Source organism: Halomonas organivorans (assembly GCF_014192055.1).
Classification (GTDB): domain Bacteria; phylum Pseudomonadota; class Gammaproteobacteria; order Pseudomonadales; family Halomonadaceae; genus Halomonas; species Halomonas organivorans.
Window position 1 is genome coordinate 1 of the sequence record NZ_JACHXM010000037.1, and the last position, 19,666, is coordinate 19,666.

Here is a 19,666-nt window from a genome sequence, read left to right on the forward strand (position 1 = left end):
GACAAGGCGAACGCCACCGTCACCGCCAACAGCGATAGCGTGACCTACAACGGCACCACGCAGAACGTCAGCGGCTTTACCGCCAGCGGCCTGGTGGGCGGCGAAGACGAAAGCGTGCTCAGCGGCGTGACCACCAGCGGCGGCAGCGGCAAAGACGCGGGCACTTACGCTCACACCGCCAGCGGATCGGACGGCAACTACCTGCTGACCTTCGTGGCGGGAGAGCTAACGGTCACCCCTCGCCCGGTCACCTTAACCGCGGATGACCAACGCAAGCGCCACGGCCAGGCCGACCCGGCCCTCAGTTGGCAGGCCGGCTGTGGTGCAGCAACAACTGACTGCGGCCTAGTGGCCGACGAGAGCCTGACTGGTGACCTGCTCCGGAAGCCCGGTGAAGAGGTGGGGCGCTATGCCATCGAGCAGGGCTCGCTGACTGACACCGCCAACCCCAACTATGTCATCACTTTTGAGGAAGGCGAGTTGTTGATTGCCCCCCTCCCCCCCACGCCGGAGCCGGAGCCCGAACCCGAGCCGAGCCCAGAACCGGAAAAAAGCGGCTCGATAGCCTACCCCGCGGAGGTAAGCATCGCAGTATTGCAACGGCGCACCACCGATAAGGCAGGGACAGCGCTGACGGAGAATGAACCGGCACCGCAACCCTTCGAGACGCTGCACCTGCGTGTGGAAGAAGACGGTATTCGCCTACCAGCCGGCGTCAATACCACACCTTTCTCGCCCTGAGCGCCGCAAATGGATCATTGCCACGGGGAAATGGAAACCATGCAATCGCCATATGAGATCACGACCTTTCGCCCCAAGCCGGGGCGGAGACGACCAACCTGCCTGGGCCTGGCGCTACTCGGCGGGCTGCTGGCAGGCCCGGAGACCCGGGCCCAGACACCGCCGGATGCCGGTCAGATCCTGCAACAGAGCCAACCGGAAACCATCGCGCCACGTTCTTCCTCCATGACATGGGAGCTAGGAGGCGACCCCTTGGTAGAGGAACAGGACGGCGGTCAGCAGATCACCTTGTCGGGGGTTCGCTTCGAGGGCAATACCCGCTTCTCCGACGAGGCATTGAAAGAGGTAATTCATGACCTCCTGAACGAGCCTCTGGATCTGGCCGGGCTGCGCCATCTGGCCAACCAGGTTAGCCGCTATTATCGCCAGCAAGGTTACCTCTTCGCCCGCGCCTTCCTGCCCGCCCAATCCCTGGATGATGGCGTCCTGACCCTTCGGGTGCTCGAGGGGCGCTATGGCCAGGCCGAGGCTACCAGCGACGATGCCGCACTGGCCGATGCCGCACGCCCCTACCTGGCGCCGCTGGCCACGGGACGCCTGATCGAGTCGGCCCCATTGGAGCGTCAATTGCTGCTGCTAGGCGACCTGCCGGGCCTCTCCGTAACGCCGATCATGCGCCCGGGGGCAGAGTTGGGCCAGGGCGACCTGGAAGTACGGGTAGGCGACGCCGAGCGCCTGGCCGTCGAGTTGGGCGCTGATAACCACGGCAGCCGCTTCTCAGGGGAATATCGCGCTCGCGCCACGCTTGCCGCCCATCGGGTATTGAGCGTCGGCGACGAGCTGAACCTCTCCGCACTCTACACCAACGAAGCGACCTGGCTGGGGAATATAAGCTACTCACGCCCCCTGGGCGCCAACGGTCTACGCGGAGAAGTGGGCTATGCGCATACCGATTACACCCTGGGCAGGGGGTTCGAAGGCTACACCGGTACGGCGGCGGTCTATTCGGCAACGCTTAGCTACCCGCTTCTACGCAGCCAGCAGGCCAATGTGTCACTGAGCGCGCGTTACCAGTACAAGGATCTGGACGACAACATCGATTTTGCCGACTACCGCAAGGCCACCGAGAGCCACGGCCTGCCGCTCGGCGTGCGCTTCGATGCCCGCGACGGCCTGGGTCGGGGTGGCATCACCTTCGGTACCCTAGCAGTGACGCCGGGTACGCTGGAGCAGTCGCAAACCAGCATGGCCGAGAGCAATTATGGCTTTACCAAGCTCAACCTGAATGTGGCGCGCGTGCAGTCGCTCGGCCATGGCCTCGATCTGTATGGCCGACTGAACGCCCAATGGGCGGATCGCGACGACCTGGATGGCTCGGAAAGCATTTATTTAGGTGGCCCCTATGGCGTGCGGGCCTTTCCCACCGGTGAGGGCTCTGATAGCCGGGGCTGGCTGGCCCAAATGGAGCTACGCTATCGGGCCAGTGAGGCTCTCGTACCCTATCTATTCTATGATCTGGGCCACACCCCCAACGGCGGCCTCGACAGCGGTGACTCACGCTCCCTGGCCGGCACCGGGATGGGGCTGCGCTACCAGCACGCCGGCTTTCATCTGGATATCAGCAGTGCCTGGGAAGTCCGCGGCGGCGATGCGCTGTCGGACAACCACCAACGCGACCCGCGTATCTGGGCCACCGCCGCATATCGATTTTAAGCGAAGAGGCCCCCTCGCCCCAACCGATCGATGTACGCAGAAGGGCCGCCCCAACCGGGGCGGCCCTTCCGCTGTGTGGGCGCGCCATGGATACCGGGCCATGGCGCCATAGCGAGGCACTCAGCTCTCGGTGCGAGGCTCTCCCCACTGCGGCTCACCGTTGACCACGCGAACCGTCTCGCCCTCGGGGCGCCGGTCCAGCCGGCTGGTGTGCGCCTGGCCGTCGTAGCGCCAGCTGACCTCGTAACCGGTGGTCTCCTGGTGGGAGTCGGTGACGGTGTGGCAGCGTTGCTCGGTGGTGGAGACGGTCTGGCCGGCCTCGACGCGGCGCTGGACCTCGCGGCCCGCGAAACCGCCGCCGATGGCACCGGCTACGGTGGCGATCTTCTTGCCGCTGCCGCCGCCGATCTGGTTGCCCAGCAGCCCGCCGACGATGGCACCGGCCGCCGTGCCGACCACGCTGTGCGGGTCGCGGGTCGGCGCCTGGCGCTGCACCACCACGTTCTCGCACACCTCGCGAGGCGTCTCCACGGTGCGGGTCAAGGGCTCGACCCCTGTGATGTCGGCAAACTGGGGCTGACGGCTTTCCTGGACCTGCCAGGCCCCGAAGGCCATGCCGCCAAGACCCAGTACCGCCAGGACGCTCCCCACCACGATCGACTTGCTCATGTTTCACCTCTTGTCGGGTTGTCGGGCGCTCGGGGCGCCACTCGCTGGAATCCTGGGAATCGCTCCAGACGGCTGCGATGGTCGACCACGGCGCCTCCTGCGCCGCTTTTGACGTCGGTCAGTATCGCCCCTCATCACCCGCCGCTCCAGTCGCTGCGGCGGGGTTTCACAGTTGCTGCGCCCCTGTCGCCGGGCAACGACACTCGCTACCGACCCCGAGTCGTCTGTCGCCAGAACGCATGCCGGGGTCGCCATGAGGCACTCCGGTGCCCCGAGGTGCATTAGCTTGACAGGATGGGGCACGCACCCGGGCAACGGAGGAGCACGACCATGGCGACCTTCCCCACGCAGGCGGACGCGGTGATCATCGGTCAGGGAGGCATCGTCGGCGCCTCCGTGGCCCATCACCTGATCGAGCTGGGCTGGAGCAATCTGGTGGGCCTCGACAAGTCGTCTATCCCCTCGGATATCGGCTCCACGGCCCACGCCTCGGACTTCTGCTTCATGACCGCCCACGACAAGATGTCGTGCTACACCACCACCTACAGCCAGCGCTTCTTTGAGGCCCGCGGGCACTATGCGCGCATCGGCGGACTGGAGGTGGCCCGGGTCGGCGACGACGAGCGCATGGCGGAGCTCGCCCGCAAGGTGGCCTCGGGCAAGGCCTTCGGCACCCGGGCGCGGCTGGTCGACCCCGACGAGGCCGCCGAGCGCTTCCCGCTGCTCGACAAGACGCTGATCCAGGGGGCGCTGTGGGACCCGGATGCCGGCCTGGTGGTGCCGCGTTCCCAGCAGGTCGCCGGCGAGCTGATCGAGGAGGCCAAGGCCTCCGGGAAGCTCGCCGCCTTCGCCGACACCCCGGCGCTGGCCATCGACGTCCGCGACGGCAGGGTGCACGGCGTCGAGACGGCCAAGGGCTATATCGCCACCCCGGTGGTCATCGTCACCTCCGGCATCTGGGGGCCGCTCCCCGCGGCGCTGGGCGGGGCCGCCCTGCCGCTGATGCCGGTGGAGCACCCGCTGCTGTTCTTCGGCCCCTTCGATACCTTCGCCGGCACCGGCAAGGAGATCGGCTACCCGCTGCTGCGCGATCAGGGCAATTCCGCCTACCTGCGCGACACCGGCGACCCCGCCACCACCGAGGGCGGCCAGCTCGAATGGGGCTACTACGAGACTCGCGAACCCCGACTGGTGCGCCCCAGCGAGATCCTCGAGCGCCACCAGGCACGCCTCTCGCCCTCCATGCGCGACCTGGAACTCGATCAGGTCATGCACGCCTTCGAGCGCGCCATCGAGCTCACCCCGGTGCTCGGCGAGCTCGGCTGGGACGAGAAGCACTCCTTCAACGGCCTGCTTTCGGTGACCAACGACGGCGGCTCCCTGCTCGGCGAATCCCCAGAGACGCGCGGGCTGTGGTTCTGCGAGGCGGTATGGGTCAAGGACGGACCGGGCATGGGCAAGGTGCTGGCCGACTGGCTGACCACCGGGCATCCGGCGCTCGACCCGTTCGGCATCGACATCGCCCGCTTCTACCCGGTACAGAAGACGCCGGACTACGTCTATGGCCGCTGCCAGGAGATCGCCCGCAAGATCTACGACCCGGCGGTGCATCCTCGCGAGCCCTTCGAGTCCGGCCGCAACCTGCGCCGCGGCCCCTTCTGGCCTCGCGAGGTGGAGCTCGGCGGCCACTTCATGGAGGCCGCCGGCTGGGAACGCGCCCACGGCTATGCCGCCAACGACCGCCTGCTGGAACGCTACGGCGATCGCGTTCCGGAACGCCCGGCCGAGTGGGACGCCCGGCACTTCTGGCGGGTCTCCAACGCCGAACACCTGGCGCTCAGCGACGACGTGGGCATGATCAACCTCTCCCACTTCGCCATCTTCGACCTGCGCGGCCCCGACGCCGAGGCGCTGCTGGAGTATCTCTCGGTGGCCAAGGTCGGCGGCGACACGCCGATCGGCAAGGGCGTCTACACCCACTTCCTCGACCAGCTCGGCGGAATCCACTCGGACCTGACCATCGTGCGCCTGGCCGCCGATGCCTACCGGGTGATCTGCGGCGGCGATACCGGTCACCGCGACCTGGTATGGCTGACCCGCCAGGCCGAGGCCCGTGGCCTGACACGCTGGCATCTGGAGGATCGCACCGACAGCCTGGCCACACTCGGCGTCTGGGGGCCCAATGCCCGACGCACCCTGCAGGCGCTGGCCGACGATCCCGAGGCCCTGTCTGTAGAGCGCTTTCCCTTCGCCACGGCCCGCGAGATCCGCCTGGGAGGATTGCCAGTATGGGCCTTCCGCATCTCCTACGTGGGCGAACAGGGCTGGGAGCTCTACGTGCCTTTCAGCTATGGCCTGGCCCTGTGGGACCGGCTCTTCGCGCTCGGCGTCACCCCGGTCGGCATCGAGACCTACGCCAACAGCCGTCGCCTGGAGAAGAGCCTGCGGCTGCAGAACGTCGACCTGCTGACCGAGTACAACCTCTATGAGGCCGGCCTGGCCCGCCCCAAGGTCAAGGCCGCGGACTTCCACGGCAAGGCCGCCTACCTGGAGCAACGCGGCCGCGACCGGCAGCCGGCCTACCTGTGCACCCTGACCCTGGAAGACCCGCGGGACGCCCGGGGCCAGCCCCGCTTCCCGGTGGGCCAGGCGCCGATCCTCGATCCCGAGAGCGGCGACGTGCTGGTGGATGCCCTGGGGCGGCGTTCCTACATCACCAGCTTCGCCTTCGGCCCCTCGGTGGGCAAGACCATCGCCCTGGGCTACCTGCCGACGGAGGCCGCCCGGGAGGGCGACACCCTGCTGATGGAATACTTCGGCGAGCACTACCCGATGCGCATCGCGGCGGTGGGCTACAAGCCGCTCTACGATCCCGAGAACCGCCGTCCCAAGAGTTGAGCCGCGGTCGTCGCGGATCAGCGTGGAGGCACTGACGCGGTGGAGCTGCACGGTCCGGCGCTCCGGCTTGCGGCGCGATGAGAACACCGGAGGGCGCCCGAGCGAGACGGCTCATCGTTCCCGAGCCACGACAGGCGCCACCGCTCCGCGGTGGATCGCGCTGCGCAGCAGCGCTCCCACGAATGACAGCGTTACCGCTAGATAATAGCCGCCGATGCGCTTGCCCGAGTCATCCACGTTCGAGCCAGGGCACGGTTCAGATCCCCAGGCGGTCGCGGGTCTCGTAGTACCAGGCGCCCATGGCCGAGAGCGGCACGCGCAGCATCCGCCCGCCCGGGAACGGCAGGTGCGGCAGGTCGGCGAAGGCGTCGAAGCGCTCCTCGCGCCCGGTCATGGCCTCGGCGATCAGCCGCCCGGCCAGGTGGGTGCAGGTCACGCCGTGGCCGGAGTAGCCCTGGGCGTAGTAGACGTTGTCGTTGATCACCCCGAACTGCGGCAGCCGGTTGAGGGTCATCAGGAAGGTACCGCTCCAGGCGTAGTCGACGCGCACGTCGTCGAGGCCCGGGAAGGTCCTGAGCATCTTGGGCCGAATCACCGCCTCGATGTTGGCCGGATCCTGGCCGCCGTAGTTGACCCCACCGCCGTAGATCAGGCGGTTGTCGGCGGTCAGCCGGAAATAGTCGAGCAGGTAGTTGCAGTCCTCGACGGCGAGGTTGTTGGGCAGCAGCACCCGGGCGCGCTCCTCGCCCAGCGGCTCGGTGGTGATGATCTGGGTGCCGCAGGGCATCGACTTGCCTTCCAGCGCCGGCATGATGCCCTGGTGGTAGGCGTTGCCGGCCATCACCACCCGCTCGGCGCGAACCATGCCGCGGGGCGTGGACAGCCGCACCGGCTGGCCATGCTCGATGGCCGTCACCGGCGTGCGCTCGTAGATTACCCCTCCCAGGGACTCCACCGCCGCGGCCTGCCCCAGCACCAGGTTGAGCGGATGGATATGGCCGCCGGAGTGATCGACCAGCGCGCCCACGTAGCGATCCGTGCCCACCTCGCGCTTGACGTCGCGCCCTTCCAGTAGCTCCAGCTCGCGATTGCCGTAGCGCTCCCACAGCGCCTTGTGCTCGACCAGGCCCTTCATCTGTCGATCATTGCAGGCGGCGAACAGGTTGCCCTCGCGCAGGTCGCAGTCGATGGCATAGCGGGCGATGCGTTCGCGGATGATGCGGTTGCCCTCGAAGGCCATATCGCCCAGCGCCCGGGCCGTCTCGTCGCCGTACTTGTCCTCGATGACGTCCATGTCACGGCTGTAGCTGTTGACGATCTGGCCGCCGTTGCGCCCGGAGGCCCCGAAGCCTACCCGGGCGGCCTCCAGCACCACGACCCTGTGACCCTGCTCGGCCAGGTGCAGGGCCGCGGAAATGCCGGTAAAGCCGGCTCCCACCACGCAGACGTCACAGCTCACTTCGCCCTCGAGAGCGGCACGCTCGGGAGAAGGATTGGCGGTGGCGGCATACCAGGATCCGACGTGTTCGGTATCGTTCGAGACGCTCATGGGGCCTCCAGAGTGGTTATTTTATTTAACACATGATGCCCAATGATACGGCGCATTGACGGAAAATGCCAAGGCATGAGACATGCTTTTCTTGCCATCCCTATACCCAACGCAAAAGGGCGCCGGCATGGCCGGCGCCCTCTTCCCTGAGGCACATGGCTCGCGGAGTCACACCCGCAGCAGCAGGTGCTCGCGCTCCCATGAGCTGATCACCTGGAAGTATTCGCGATGCTCGGCGCGCTTGACCGCCAGGTAGCTGTGGGTGAAGCGTTCGCCGAGAACCTCGGCCAGCGGCTGGCAGTCGTGCAGCAGGTCCAGTGCCGGGCCGATGTCGTCGGGCAGCTTGTGACCGCCGGACCAGGCGGAGCCCACCACGGCGGGGCGCGGCTCGAGCTGGTCGAGCATGCCGAGATAGCCGCAGGCCAGCGACGCCGCCATCACCAGGTAGGGGTTGGCGTCGGCTCCGGCCAGGCGATTCTCGACTCGCATCGCCTCGGGCGAGGACACCGGCACGCGCAGGCCCACGGTGCGGTTGTCGGTACCCCACTCGACGTTGATCGGCGCCGAGCCGCTGGTCTCGGTGCGCATCAGCCGCCGGTAGGAGTTGACGTTGGGCGCCAGCAGCGGCATGGCCGAGGGCAGGTAACGCTGCAGCCCACCGATGAAATGCTGGAACAGTCGGCTGGGCTTGCCGTCCTCGCCGGCGAACAGGTTGTCGCCGGATTCGACGTCCACCAGGCTCTGGTGAAGATGCATCGAGCTGCCCGGCTCATTGGCCATCGGCTTGGCCATGAAAGTGGCGTACATGCCATGACGCAGCGCCGTCTCGCGCAGCGTGCGCTTGAACATCACTACCTGATCGGCCAGCCGCAGCGGATCGCCATGCTGGAAATTGACCTCCATCTGCCCCGCGCCCTCCTCGTGGATCAGCGTGTCCAGGTCGAGGTTCATGGCGTCGCAGTAGTCGTACATCTCCTCGAACAGCGGATCGAACTCGTTGACCGCATCGATGGAAAACGACTGGCGGCTGCTCTCCTGGCGACCGTTGCGACCGATCGGCGGCTCCAGTGGATAGTCGGAGTCGATGTTGGTCTTGACCAGGAAGAACTCGACCTCCGGCGCCACCACCGGCTTCCAGCCGCGCGCCTCGTAGAAGGACAGCACTCGCTTGAGCACATGACGGGGGGCGAGTTCCACCGGCTCGCCGGTCAGGTAGTGACAGTCGTGGATGATCTGCGCCGTGGGGTCCTCGGCCCAGGGCACCAGGAAGACGGCATTGGGGTCGGGCACCAGTTCCATGTCGCGCTCGGCGGGATTCCAGAAGTGGATGTCCTCGTCGTCGGGATAGCCGCCGGTGACGGTCTGGATGAAGATCGAGTCCGGCAGACGCGGGCGACCACCGCCCAGGTACTTGCCGGCGGGCATGATCTTGCCCTTCAGGATGCCGGTGAGATCGGTGACCAGACACTCCACCTCGGTGATGCCGCGGGTCTGGAACCAGTCGTTGAAATGGGGATGTTCCTGGCGGTTACTCATGGGATTTCCTTGCTATGGAGATGGAGCCCCGGCCGGACGGCCGGGGCCCGTCGTCTCACCGCGCCTTGACCTCGGACCACAGCTGCTGAAAGGTCTGCAGCTGCTCGCCTTCGAGGCTCGGGGTGAAGCGCAGACGCGCCATGTCCTCATCGGACGGCTGGACCGGGGGCTGGGTCAGCACCTCGTCGAGATAGGGCTTGGCCGCGGCATTGGGGCTCGCGTAGTAGTTGTAGTTGGAGAGCTGGGCGCCGATCTCCGCATCGAGGAGGAAGTCGATGAACTTGTACGCCAGGTCAGGATTGGGCGCCTCTGAGGGGATCATCATGGCGTCGACCCACATCTCGGCCCCTTCGTCGGGGATCATGAACTTCAGGTTCTCGAAGGCTTCCGGATTCTCGCTCTTGTAGAAGAGGTAGTCGCCGTTGTAGGAAAGCCCGGCATGGATCACGCCCCGCGACAGCTGCTGCAGGGCGGGCGTGCCGTCGGAGAAGCCGCTGAAGGTATCGCGGTTCTTGGTATCGATCAGCAGCCGCGCCGCCTCGCGCCAGCCGTCCATGTCGGTGCAGTCGTAGCCGTGGCCCAGGTAGGCACAGGCACCGCCCATGCTGACCTGGCCGTCGCCCATCAGCGCGAAGGGATAGCTCGGATTGACCTCGGGATCGAACAGCAGCGACCAGCTCTTGGGCGCGTCGGGGAAGGTCTCGGCATTGTAGATGATGCCTGTGGTGCCCCACTGGTAGGGCACGCTGTAGCGGCCTTCGGGATCATAGGACGGGTCCTGGAACGGCTCCATGACGTTGCCGATGTTCTCGAGCCGGGACTTGTCGAGCTCCTGGACCAGGCCGGTCTTGATCAGGCGGGGGATGTAGTAGTTGGACGGTACGATGATGTCGTACTGCGAGACCCCGCCGGCATTCAGCTTGGCGAACATCTCCGGCAGCGAGTTGAAGTAGTTCTGCACGACATCGACGTCGTACTTGTCCTCGAAGGCCTCGATGATGGCCGGGTCCATGTACTGCGTCCAATTGAACAGGTAGAGCTTGCCCTCCTCGGCCTGGGCGTGGCCGGCAAGCGCGAGCCCGCCCAGTGACAGGGCCATGGCGATCTTGTTGAACTTCATTGATGGCTCTCCTTCGTTCCCTACGGGTGATAGTGTCGGCTCAGGTCGGCCGACGACGGCTGAACGCCAGACTCAGGATGGCGGCGATAGCCACGGCGGCAATCATCAATGCCGCAATCGCATTGATCTCCGGCGAGACCCCCTTCTTGATCGCGCCCCAGATGTAGATCGGCAGGGTCGCGCTCTCCGGTCCGGCGGTGAAGAAACTGATGACGAAGTCATCCACCGACAGCGTAAACGACAGGAAGAAGGCGGAAATCAACGCCGGTTTGATGGTCGGCAGCATGAAGTGCACCACCCGCTTGACCGGGGTCGCGTAGAGATCCTTGGCCGCCTCGAACAGCGTCGGGTCCAGGCCCACGAAGCGCGAATAGACGATCAGCGCCACGAAGGGAATCTGGAAGGTCACGTGGGCGATGATCATGGTGGAAAGCCCCGGCTGCAGCAGCCCCGTCCAGTCGTGGATCTGCACGAAGAAGGCCATCTCGGAGATCCCGAACACGATGTCGGGCAGCACGATCGGCAGGTAGATCAGCACGATCAGCCAGCCCAACTTGCGGTGGCGATGGCGGTACATGCCGTAGCCGAACACGCAGCCGACCACCAGGGCGATCACCGAGGAGGTGATGGCCAGCACCAGGCTGTTGCCGAAGGCCGAGAGGATCTCCTCGTTGCCCAGCAGGCGGTGATACCAGCGCAGCGAGAAGTCCACGAAGTGCGCCGAGCTGTTGGCCGAGTTGAAGGAGTACAGCACCACCACCGCCAGCGGCAGGTAAAGGAAGGCCAGGGTCAGCCACCAGAAGGCGGTCAGGCCGCGATGCAGGGTCCGCTTTCTCATATCACCACCTCCTCGCCACCGCCCAGGCGCTTGCCGAGACGACGCATCACGTAGAGACCGAGGAACGTCGCCAGCAGCATCAGGATCGCGCCGGCCGCGCCCAGCGGCCAGTTGGCGCCGCCGGAGAACTGGTTGGCCACCAGGTTGCCGAGCATCATGCCCTTGCCGCCGCCGAGCAGCTCGGGGATGACGTACATGCCGAAGGCCGGAATGGCCACCAGCACGATGCCCGCCAGCAGCCCCGGCAGGGTCTGCGGAAAGACCGCATGCCAGAAGGCCCGTACCGGACTGGCATAGAGATCCTGGGCGGCCTCGACCTGGGCGGTATCGAGCTTCTCGAAGGCACCGTAGAGCGGCAGCACCATGAACGGCAGGAAGTTGTAGACCAGCCCCAGGGTAACCGCGAAGTTGGAGGGATAGAGCCCCATGTTGGGCGCCACCAGCCCCAGGCTCTCGGCCAGGCCCGACAGCGGCGTCCCCGGCGCCAGCAGGTTCATCCAGCCGAAGGTGCGGATCACCTGGTTGGTCCAGGACGGCACCACCACCGCGAGCAGCAGGATCGGCCGCCACTTCTCGCGACAGGTGGTGATGTAGTAGGCGATCGGATAGGCCACCACCACCACCAAGCCGGTGGACACCAGGGTCTGCCACAGCGAGCGCAGCAGGGTGTAGAAGTTGCCCGGGCTCCAGCCCAGGAAGCCGAAGCCGGCCAGGCGCTCGAAGGAGGCCAGCGACAGCGGCATCTGCGGCAGGCCATAGGGGCCGTTGGTCATGAACGCCACCCCCATCAGATAGGCGCTGGGCAACACCAGGAAGATGAAGATCCACAGCGCGCCGGGGCTCACCGTGAACAGCAGGTGGCGGGTCTCGCGGACCATGGCTCGACTGCGGGCGGTGGGCATTACGCCGGAATAGGACATGTCCGCCTCCTCACTCGCTCAGGGTGACCAGGTCTTCCGGCGCCACCACCACCGTCACCGTCTCGCCCACCTCGGGCAGGTGACGGCCGCGGTTGTTGACCGTGGCCTGCAGGGTGGTGTCGCCGATCTCCAGACGGAACTCGGCATGGCTGCCGCGGTAGAGCCGTTCGGCCACCGTCGCCGTCAGGTGGTTGTCCCCCGCGACCTCGCCGGGCAGCAGGTCCAGGGTCTCGGGGCGGATCAGCAGCAGCTCGCCGTCACCGGCGTCCTCGGCGGTCAGCGTGCCAAGCGCCGTGGTCAGCCGATCGCCCTGCCGGGCGCTGATCTCGTACAGGTTGTCATGGCCCATGAAGCGTGCCACGAAGGCGTTCATCGGGCGCTCGTAGACGTCCCTTGGCGCCCCCACCTGCTGGATGTTGCCGCCGTTGAGCACGGCGATGCGATCGGACATGACCATCGCCTCGTCCTGGTCGTGGGTCACGAACACGAAGGTCATGCCGAGGCGCTTCTGCACCCGCAGCAGTTCCACCTGCAGCTGGCTGCGCAGCCCGGCATCCAGCGCCGAGAGGGGCTCGTCGAGCAGCAGCACGTCGGGCTCGCAGACCAGCGCCCGCGCCAGGGCGATGCGCTGGCGCTGGCCACCGGAGAGCTGGTCGACGCGGCGGTCGACCAGGTCGCCGAGCTTGATGAACTCGGCGATCTCGTCGACCTTGGCATTGCGCTCGGCAGCGGGCAGGCCGCGCATCTTGAGCCCGAAGGCCAGGTTCTCGCGTACCGAGAGATGCGGGAACAGCGCATAGGACTGGAAGACGGTATTGACGCTGCGCCGGTGGGGCGGCACCTCGGTGACGTTCTTGCCGCCCACCACCAGCGACCCGGCATCCGGTTCCTCGAGGCCGGCGAGGATTCTCAGCAGGGTGGTCTTGCCGCAGCCGGACGGCCCCAGCAGGGTGAAAAACTCGCCGGCCCGGATGTCCAGGTCGACGCCGTCCAGGGCCACGGTGTCGCGCCCGAAGCGCTTGTGCAGGCCCTGCATCTCGATCGAGGACGCCTTGCGGCTCGCCCGGTCCTGCTCGTCGGCGGCCGGGCGCACGCCCGGATGGTCGGCAGTCTCCGCCGTCATGGTCTCGCTCATGGGGGTACCCTCTTCGCTTGTCGGCGGCCTCTCTCAGAGCCGGTCGCGCAGTTTGTAGAAGTTGGTCGCCAGTACCAGCAGCGGCTTGCGCAGGGCTCGGCCGCCCGGGAACTGGCGATGCGGCATGGCGGCGAAGACGTCGAAGCGCTCGCTCTGGCCGGCGATGGCGTCGGCCATCAGCTTGCCGGCCAGCCCCGCCATGGCCATTCCATGGCCGGAATAGCCCTGGGCATAGTAGAGATTGTCGCCCAGACGGCCGAAATCGGGGGCTCGGTTGAGGGTAATCGCCACGTCGCCGCCCCACCGATACTCGATGGGCACGCCCTTGAGCACCGGAAACAGCCGGGCGATCTTGGCATCCATGCGCGCCTGCAGCCGCGGCGGCTCGCGGCCGTCATAGCTGACCTCGCCGCCGTAGATCAGGCGCCGGTCGGCGCTGAGACGATAGTAGTCGAGCACGAAGTTGGCATCGGCCAGGGCATCATTCTTCGGCAGTACCTGCGCCGCCTGGGCCTCGCTCAGGGGGGCGGTGGCGATCATGTAGTTGGCGGCGCGCATGATCCGGCCGGAGAGCTCCGGGACCAGGCCACCATGATAGGCATTGGTGGCCAGCACCACGAAGTCGGCGGTCACCTGGCCGCGCTCGGTGGTGACCGTGGCCGGCCGGCCACGGCGGATCTCGCGAGCGGCGCTGTGCGGATGCACGCGGACCCCGGCGCGCTGGGCCGCCCGGGCCAGGCCCAGGGTGTAGTTGAGCGGGTGAAGGTGCCCGCCCTCGCGATCGTGGAGGGCGGCAGGGTAGGCATCGGTGACCACGTGCTCGCGCAGGGCGTCGCCTTCCAGCCACGCCAGGGCCTCGTAGCCATAGTCGCGGGACATCTGCTCGCGAAACGCCTCGAGCTCCTTGACGTGACGCGGCTTGACCGCCGCATGCAGATACCCCCAGGCCAGCTCACAGGAAATCGCATGGCGTTCGATCAGCTCGGCGGTGAGGCGCACCGCCTCGCGGCTCATCTCCCACACTTCGCGAGCGCGAGAGAGCCCCAGGGCCTGCTGGACGGTGGTGATGTCGGTGCCAAGGCCCGGCAGGATCTGCCCGCCGCTGCGACCGGAGGCGCCGTGACCGATGTCGCCGGCCTCCAGGAGCACCACGGAATAGCCGCGTTCGGCCAGGTGCAGGGCGGTGGAGCAGCCGGTCACCCCGCCGCCGATCACGCATACGTCGGCCCGGGTGTCACCCTCCAGCGGCAGGCTGGGGTCGAGCTCGACGGCGATGGAGGCACGGTACCAGGAAGCCGGGCCGTCGGAGACGGAACTGCGCATACATTGCATCCTGTTATTGTTGTTGAATACTTTTACCGGAAGACACGCTGGATCGATCGAATCGATGGGCGCTTCCGTCCCCCACAGTCTGACACCAACCGCCACAATGATGTCAAGTATTCAACAACACCAATCCATGGTTTTTTTCTTATCTGTTGAAAATCAAAACACTAAAAAACAGATCGAGCATTTCTCGTAAAGAAAAAGCCGTCGCCATCCGACTCACGGCCGCCTCGATCCATGGCCGGGATTCAATACCCCAGAGCGTTGAATATCTTGCAACCTTGAAACGCAGGAGCTGCATCAAGATGAGGCGAGCCGCCAGTGAGCTGATATGCCAGGAAAAAACGCCCGCGAGTCGATTCTCGTGGGTGACGGGCGCAACGGCAAGGGGCCGGTGGCAACGAGCGCGAAGGAAGGCGTCGGGCCGGGTAATGACCCGTCGAATGGCTCTCGCAGCGCCCATTCAGGGAAAGCCGTGAAGGGCACCACGAGTGTCGCGACACCGCCGAACGGCATCGATCGACGGCGCACGGCTTGCCGTCGATCGATATGCGGCTACCGGGCCGCTACAGCCCCAGGCGTGCCTTCACCCGACCGAAGGCCGACAGGGCACCCTCGAGATCCTCGCGAGTCAGGGCCGCCGAGACCTGGGTGCGAATGCGCGCGCGGCCCTTGGGCACCACCGGATAGGAGAAAGCGATCACGTAGACGCCTTCGGCCAGCATCTCCTCGGCGAAGCGCGCCGCCAGGGCGGCATCATGCAGCATCACCGGCACGATGGGATGCTCGCCGGGCAACAGCTCGAAGCCCAGGTCCACGAGCCCCTGGCGAAAGAACGCAGTGTTCTCCTTGAGCCGGTCACGCAGCTCACTGGACTCGCCGGCCAGTTCCAGGGCCTTGAGGGCGCCTGCGACCACCGGCGGGGCCACCGTGTTGGAGAACAGGTAGGGCCGCGAACGCTGGCGCAGCAGCTCGACGATCTCGCGCCGGGCACTGGTATAGCCGCCGCTGGCGCCGCCCAGCGCCTTGCCCAGCGTGCCGGTGAGAATATCGACGCGCCCCAGGCAGCCGCGATATTCGTGGCTGCCTCGACCGCCCTCCCCCAGGAAGCCGGTGGCATGGCAGTCATCCACATGCACCAGGGCCTGGTAGCGTTCGGCCAGGTCGCAGATCTCGTCGAGCCTGGCGATATAGCCGTCCATGGAGAAGACACCGTCGGTGGTGATCAGCTTGAAACGCGCGCCCGCCGCGTCGGCAGCCTGGAGCTGGGCCTCCAGGTCCGCCATGTCGCTGTTGCGGTAGCGATAGCGCTTGGCCTTGCACAGCCGCACGCCGTCGATGATGCTGGCGTGGTTGAGCTCGTCGGAGATCACCGCGTCCTCGGGCCCCAGCAGCGTCTCGAACAGGCCGCCATTGGCGTCGAAGCAGGACGGGTAGAGAATGGTGTCCTCGGTGCCCAGGAACTCGCTGAGCCGGGCCTCGAGGGTCTTGTGCAGGGTCTGGGTACCGCAGATGAAGCGCACCGAGGCCAGGCCGTAGCCCCACTCGTCCAGGCCGGCCATGGCGGCCGACTTGACCTCGGGGTGCTGGGCCAGCCCCAGGTAGTTGTTGGCGCAGAGGTTGAGTACCTCCCCGTCGTTCGCCACGCCCACATGGGCCCCCTGGGGCGTGGCCAGCTCGCGCTCGCGCTTGGTCAGGCCGGCCTCGTCGATGACCGCGAGCTCGTCGCGCAGGTGCCGCTGAAAGTCGCCGTACATGGTGTCGTATCCTTCCCGTTACTACGCCCTCTTCGCTCAGGGCTTGATGGCCAGTGTCGATGAGTGCCGGGAGCCAGTCGAAGCGAGGATTTTTGCCATGAATGGCAAAAATAGCGCCCTGGGATGGGTTTACAGCGCCCTCGCGAGACTGGTGACCGGAACAGCTCGTCCCCCTGCTGGAAACAAGAGACCGACTCACTCCCAGTTGAGGATCACCTTGCTGGCCTCGCCGGCCAGCATGGCCTGGAAGCCCTGCTCGAAGTCGGTATAGGGCAGGCGGTGGGTGATCACCGGCGAGATGTCCATGCCCGATTCCACCAGCACCGACATCTTGTACCAGGTCTCGTACATCTCCCGGCCGTAGACGCCCTTGATGGTCAGCATGTTGAAGATCACGGTGTTCCAGTCGATGGCCAGGTCCTCGGTGGGAATGCCGAGCATCGCCACCTTTCCACCGTGGCACATGCTGGCCAGCATGTCCTTGAAGGCCGCCGGGCTGCCGGACATCTCAAGGCCCACGTCGAAGCCTTCCGACATCCCCAGCGAGCGCTGCACCTCGGCCAGGCTCTCCTCGGCGGCGTTGACGGTGCGGGTGGCGCCCAGGGCCTTCGCCAGCGCCAGGCGGCGGGGATTGAGGTCGGTGATCACTACGTGGCGTGCTCCAGCATGGCGACACACCGCAGCGGCCATGGCACCGATCGGCCCGGCACCGGTAATCAGCACGTCCTCGCCGAGCACGTCGAACTGCAGGGCGGTATGCACGGCGTTGCCGAGCGGGTCGAACAGCGCCGCCACGTCCAGGTCGATGCCCGGGCGATGCTCCCAGACATTGGACATTGGCAGGACCACGTACTCGGCGAAGGCCCCTGGGCGATTGACGCCGATGCCACGCGTATGGGCGCACAGGTGCCGACGCCCGGCCAGGCAGTTGCGGCAGCGCCCGCAGACCACGTGGCCCTCCCCCGAGACGATCTGGCCGGGGTGGAAGTCGTTGACGTTGGACCCCACCTCGACGATCTCGCCGACAAACTCGTGACCGACCACCATGGGCACGGGAATGGTCTGCTGCGCCCACTGGTCCCAGTTGTAGATATGCAGGTCGGTTCCACAGATGGCGGTTCGCTTGACCCGCACCAGTACGTCGTTGATGCCGACCTCGGGCTCGGGGACGTCCTCGAGCCAGAGCCCGGGGGCGGCCTCCCGCTTGACTAGCGCCTTCATTCTCGCCTCCTGGTTGTCGTAGCTGGCTTCCATGAATGATCTCCCTGGCTGGCAATCCCTGCCGGGATGGTTACCATGGAAGAATTAATTCCAGCATAGTGGACAAAATCCCCTATGCAAGAAAAAATTCCATCATACTGGATTTCCAAGGAGGCCCCGGGTGTCCACGACGTCCCCCGAGCCACATGAGCACGGCGGCCAGCTGCTCTGCGACCGCGTCATCGAGCTGCGCAAGAAACGCGGCCTGACCCTGGACCAGCTGGCATCGGCCTGCGGGGTCAGCCGCTCGATGCTCAGCCAGATCGAGCGCGGCCGGGCCAACCCTACCCTGGCGGTGACCCTGCGCATCGCCCAGGCCTTCGGCCTGAGCATCGGCGACCTGGTCGACCAGCCCTGGACCGCCTCCACCATCGAGGTAGTCCGCGGCGACGATGCCACCCACCTGTTCCGCGACGACCGCGAATGCCGCATCCGCACTCTCTCACCGCTGCATCTGGAAAAACACGTCGAGTTCTACGAGCTGCGCATCGCCCCGCACGCGAGCCTGCGCAGCGCTCCCCACTTCGAGGGCACACGGGAATTATTGACCATTACCCGGGGCAGCGCCCGGGTGGTTGCCGGCGACAACGAGTGCCTGCTGGCCGTGGGAGATTCAGCGCACTACCACGCCGACCAGGAGCACGTCATCGAGAACGAGAGCGACGACGAGCTGCTGGCCTTCCTGGTGGTGACCTACGAGTAGCGGTGAATAGTGAGTGGTGAATATAGTGAGTAGTGAGGGGTGAGGCGCCCGCCACGGCGCCTCGCGGGTGGGCTAGCGGATCAGCCGCCGCACACCGGGCAGGCGGGATCGCGGGGCACGCGGAAGTGTCGCCACTGGCCGCTGAGGCCGTCGAAGGTGGACAGTCCCTCGTGTACCCGACCGGCCTGGGCGAGCAGCTTCACCGCCTCGAGCGCCTGGAAGCAGCCGATCAGCCCGACCAAAGGGGCCACCACGCCGTTCTCGGCGCAGCGCAGCTCCTCGTCGCCGCCCTCTCCCGGGGGATACAGGCAGGCATAGCAGGGGCTCGCCGGATCGCGCGGGTCGAACACCGCGAGCTGTCCGGAGAAGCGGATTGCCGCCCCGGAGACCAAAGGTACGCCAGCGGCCCGGCAGGCGGCGTTGATGGCATAGCGGCTCTCGAAGCGGTCGGTGCAGTCGAGCACCACGTCGGCCTCGGCCACCGCGGCGGCCAGCGTCTCACCGACCAGGCGCTCGGTAAGCGCCTGGATGTCGCAGTCGGGGTTGACCGCCAGGGCGGCTTCCCGCGCCGACTCGGCCTTGGCACGCCCCAGATCGGCCATGCCATGAGCCACCTGTCGCTGGAGGTTGGAGAGCTCCACTACGTCGTCATCGGCGATGCTCAGACGACCGACCCCGGCGGCGGCCAGGTACAGGGCCACCGGCGAGCCCAGCCCGCCCGCCCCGATCACCAGCGCGTGGCCGGCCAGCAGGCGCTCCTGGCCGGCGATCTCGATCTGTTCGAGCATGATCTGGCGGCTGTAGCGCAACAGCGCCTCGTCGTTCATGTCGCTCACTTGTCCTCGAACTCCTCGACGTCGGGCACGTAGAGGGAGAACTCTTCCTTGACCTCTTCCATCACCACGTAGCTCTTGGACTCCTTCACGCCGGGCAGGGTCAACACCACCTCGCCGAGCAGCTGGCGATAGGCAGACATCTCCGGGATCCGACACTTGAGGATGTAGTCGAACTGCCCCGACACCAGGTGACACTCCTGGATCTGCGGCAGCTTGGCCACCGCACGGCGAAACTCATCGAACACCGAAGGCGACTGCGTCTCCAGGCTGATTTCGACGAACACCAGCAGATTGGCCTTCAAGGCTCGCGGGTCGAGCAGCGCCTTGTAGCCACGGATCACGCCGGAGCGCTCGAGACGCTTGACGCGCTCGAGGCAAGGGGTGGTGGAAAGCCCGACCTGAGAGGCCAGGTCGACGTATGAGATACGAGCATTGTCCTGCAGGCAGCGCAGGATCTTGAGGTCGATACGGTCGAGCGAACGGGTCTTGGTTTTCATTGTGGTCCAGGTGCGTCGATCGGGCCGCCGCCGCATGTTCCTCTGAAAATCACCGCAAAACGGCGCGCTCTTGGAATGCATGCATGAATAGTCGACGACGGCTGGCGTTTTTTTCTGTTTTTCAGGTGTACCACACCTCACCGGGGCGGCTCCAGTCCGCTCCTCGAG

16 protein-coding genes are annotated in these 19,666 nt (G+C 66.4%); 4 read left to right on the forward strand and 12 right to left on the reverse strand.

Annotation, left to right across the window (positions count from 1 at the left end):
• Both FHR96_RS20185 and FHR96_RS20190 read left to right on the forward strand, forming a co-directional pair.
• A partial coding sequence (locus FHR96_RS20185) for an MBG-2 domain-containing protein (RefSeq protein ID WP_183389512.1) occupies positions 1-741 on the forward strand: 741 nt, incomplete at its 5' end.
• Between the two features lie 39 nt (positions 742-780).
• The gene (locus FHR96_RS20190; protein WP_246393062.1) at positions 781-2,454 is read left to right on the forward strand and encodes a ShlB/FhaC/HecB family hemolysin secretion/activation protein; all 1,674 of its coding nucleotides are present in this window, start codon (positions 781-783) and stop codon (positions 2,452-2,454) included.
• Between the two features lie 120 nt (positions 2,455-2,574).
• Here the strand turns inward: FHR96_RS20190 and FHR96_RS20195 are convergent, their stop codons facing one another.
• Positions 2,575-3,123, reverse strand: coding sequence for a glycine zipper 2TM domain-containing protein (locus FHR96_RS20195; RefSeq protein WP_183389513.1), 549 nt, complete (start codon positions 3,121-3,123; stop codon positions 2,575-2,577).
• A gap of 330 nt (positions 3,124-3,453) precedes the next feature.
• Between FHR96_RS20195 and FHR96_RS20200 the strand changes: the two genes are divergently transcribed.
• Positions 3,454-6,021, forward strand: a complete 2,568-nt coding sequence (locus FHR96_RS20200) for a GcvT family protein (RefSeq protein ID WP_183389514.1) — start codon at positions 3,454-3,456, stop codon at positions 6,019-6,021.
• Positions 6,022-6,277: 256 nt separating this feature from the next.
• On the opposite strand, the gene FHR96_RS20205 is transcribed toward FHR96_RS20200, so the two are convergent.
• The 9 genes from FHR96_RS20205 to tdh form a co-directional block, all read right to left on the reverse strand.
• Positions 6,278-7,570, reverse strand: a complete 1,293-nt coding sequence (locus tag FHR96_RS20205) for an NAD(P)/FAD-dependent oxidoreductase (protein WP_183389515.1) — start codon at positions 7,568-7,570, stop codon at positions 6,278-6,280.
• Between the two features lie 168 nt (positions 7,571-7,738).
• Entirely contained in the window at positions 7,739-9,106 is a 1,368-nt protein-coding gene (locus FHR96_RS20210) for a glutamine synthetase family protein (RefSeq protein ID WP_183389516.1), read from the reverse strand.
• A gap of 55 nt (positions 9,107-9,161) precedes the next feature.
• Positions 9,162-10,226 (reverse strand): ABC transporter substrate-binding protein, encoded by a 1,065-nt coding sequence (locus tag FHR96_RS20215; RefSeq protein WP_183389517.1) that lies wholly within the window; start codon positions 10,224-10,226, stop codon positions 9,162-9,164.
• Between the two features lie 40 nt (positions 10,227-10,266).
• Positions 10,267-11,064 carry an ABC transporter permease gene (locus FHR96_RS20220; protein WP_183389518.1) on the reverse strand — a complete coding sequence of 266 codons (798 nt, stop codon included), beginning with the start codon at positions 11,062-11,064 and terminating at the stop codon, positions 10,267-10,269.
• Entirely contained in the window at positions 11,061-11,984 is a 924-nt protein-coding gene (locus FHR96_RS20225) for an ABC transporter permease (RefSeq protein ID WP_183389519.1), read from the reverse strand. The genes FHR96_RS20220 and FHR96_RS20225 overlap by 4 nt, the downstream gene beginning before the upstream one ends.
• A 10-nt stretch (positions 11,985-11,994) precedes the next feature.
• A complete protein-coding gene (locus FHR96_RS20230; RefSeq protein ID WP_183389520.1) occupies positions 11,995-13,119 on the reverse strand; it encodes an ABC transporter ATP-binding protein in 1,125 nt (374 codons plus the stop codon).
• Positions 13,120-13,152: 33 nt separating this feature from the next.
• The gene (locus FHR96_RS20235) at positions 13,153-14,442 is read right to left on the reverse strand and encodes an NAD(P)/FAD-dependent oxidoreductase (protein ID WP_183389521.1); all 1,290 of its coding nucleotides are present in this window, start codon (positions 14,440-14,442) and stop codon (positions 13,153-13,155) included.
• A gap of 569 nt (positions 14,443-15,011) precedes the next feature.
• Positions 15,012-16,202 carry a glycine C-acetyltransferase gene (kbl, locus tag FHR96_RS20240; RefSeq protein WP_183389522.1) on the reverse strand — a complete coding sequence of 397 codons (1,191 nt, stop codon included), beginning with the start codon at positions 16,200-16,202 and terminating at the stop codon, positions 15,012-15,014.
• 195 nt (positions 16,203-16,397) lie between these two features.
• Entirely contained in the window at positions 16,398-17,423 is a 1,026-nt protein-coding gene (gene tdh / locus FHR96_RS20245) for an L-threonine 3-dehydrogenase (RefSeq protein WP_183389536.1), read from the reverse strand.
• A gap of 160 nt (positions 17,424-17,583) precedes the next feature.
• Here tdh and FHR96_RS20250 point away from each other — a divergent pair, with 160 nt between their 5' ends.
• On the forward strand, positions 17,584-18,165 hold the full coding sequence (locus tag FHR96_RS20250) for a helix-turn-helix domain-containing protein (RefSeq protein WP_343066388.1): 582 nt from the start codon (positions 17,584-17,586) through the stop codon (positions 18,163-18,165).
• 80 nt (positions 18,166-18,245) lie between these two features.
• On the opposite strand, the gene FHR96_RS20255 is transcribed toward FHR96_RS20250, so the two are convergent.
• Entirely contained in the window at positions 18,246-18,992 is a 747-nt protein-coding gene (locus FHR96_RS20255) for a HesA/MoeB/ThiF family protein (RefSeq protein WP_183389538.1), read from the reverse strand.
• 5 nt (positions 18,993-18,997) lie between these two features.
• Complete coding sequence (locus FHR96_RS20260) at positions 18,998-19,498, reverse strand: Lrp/AsnC ligand binding domain-containing protein (protein WP_183389523.1); 501 nt, start codon at positions 19,496-19,498, stop codon at positions 18,998-19,000.
• Between the last annotated feature and the right edge of the window lie 168 nt (positions 19,499-19,666).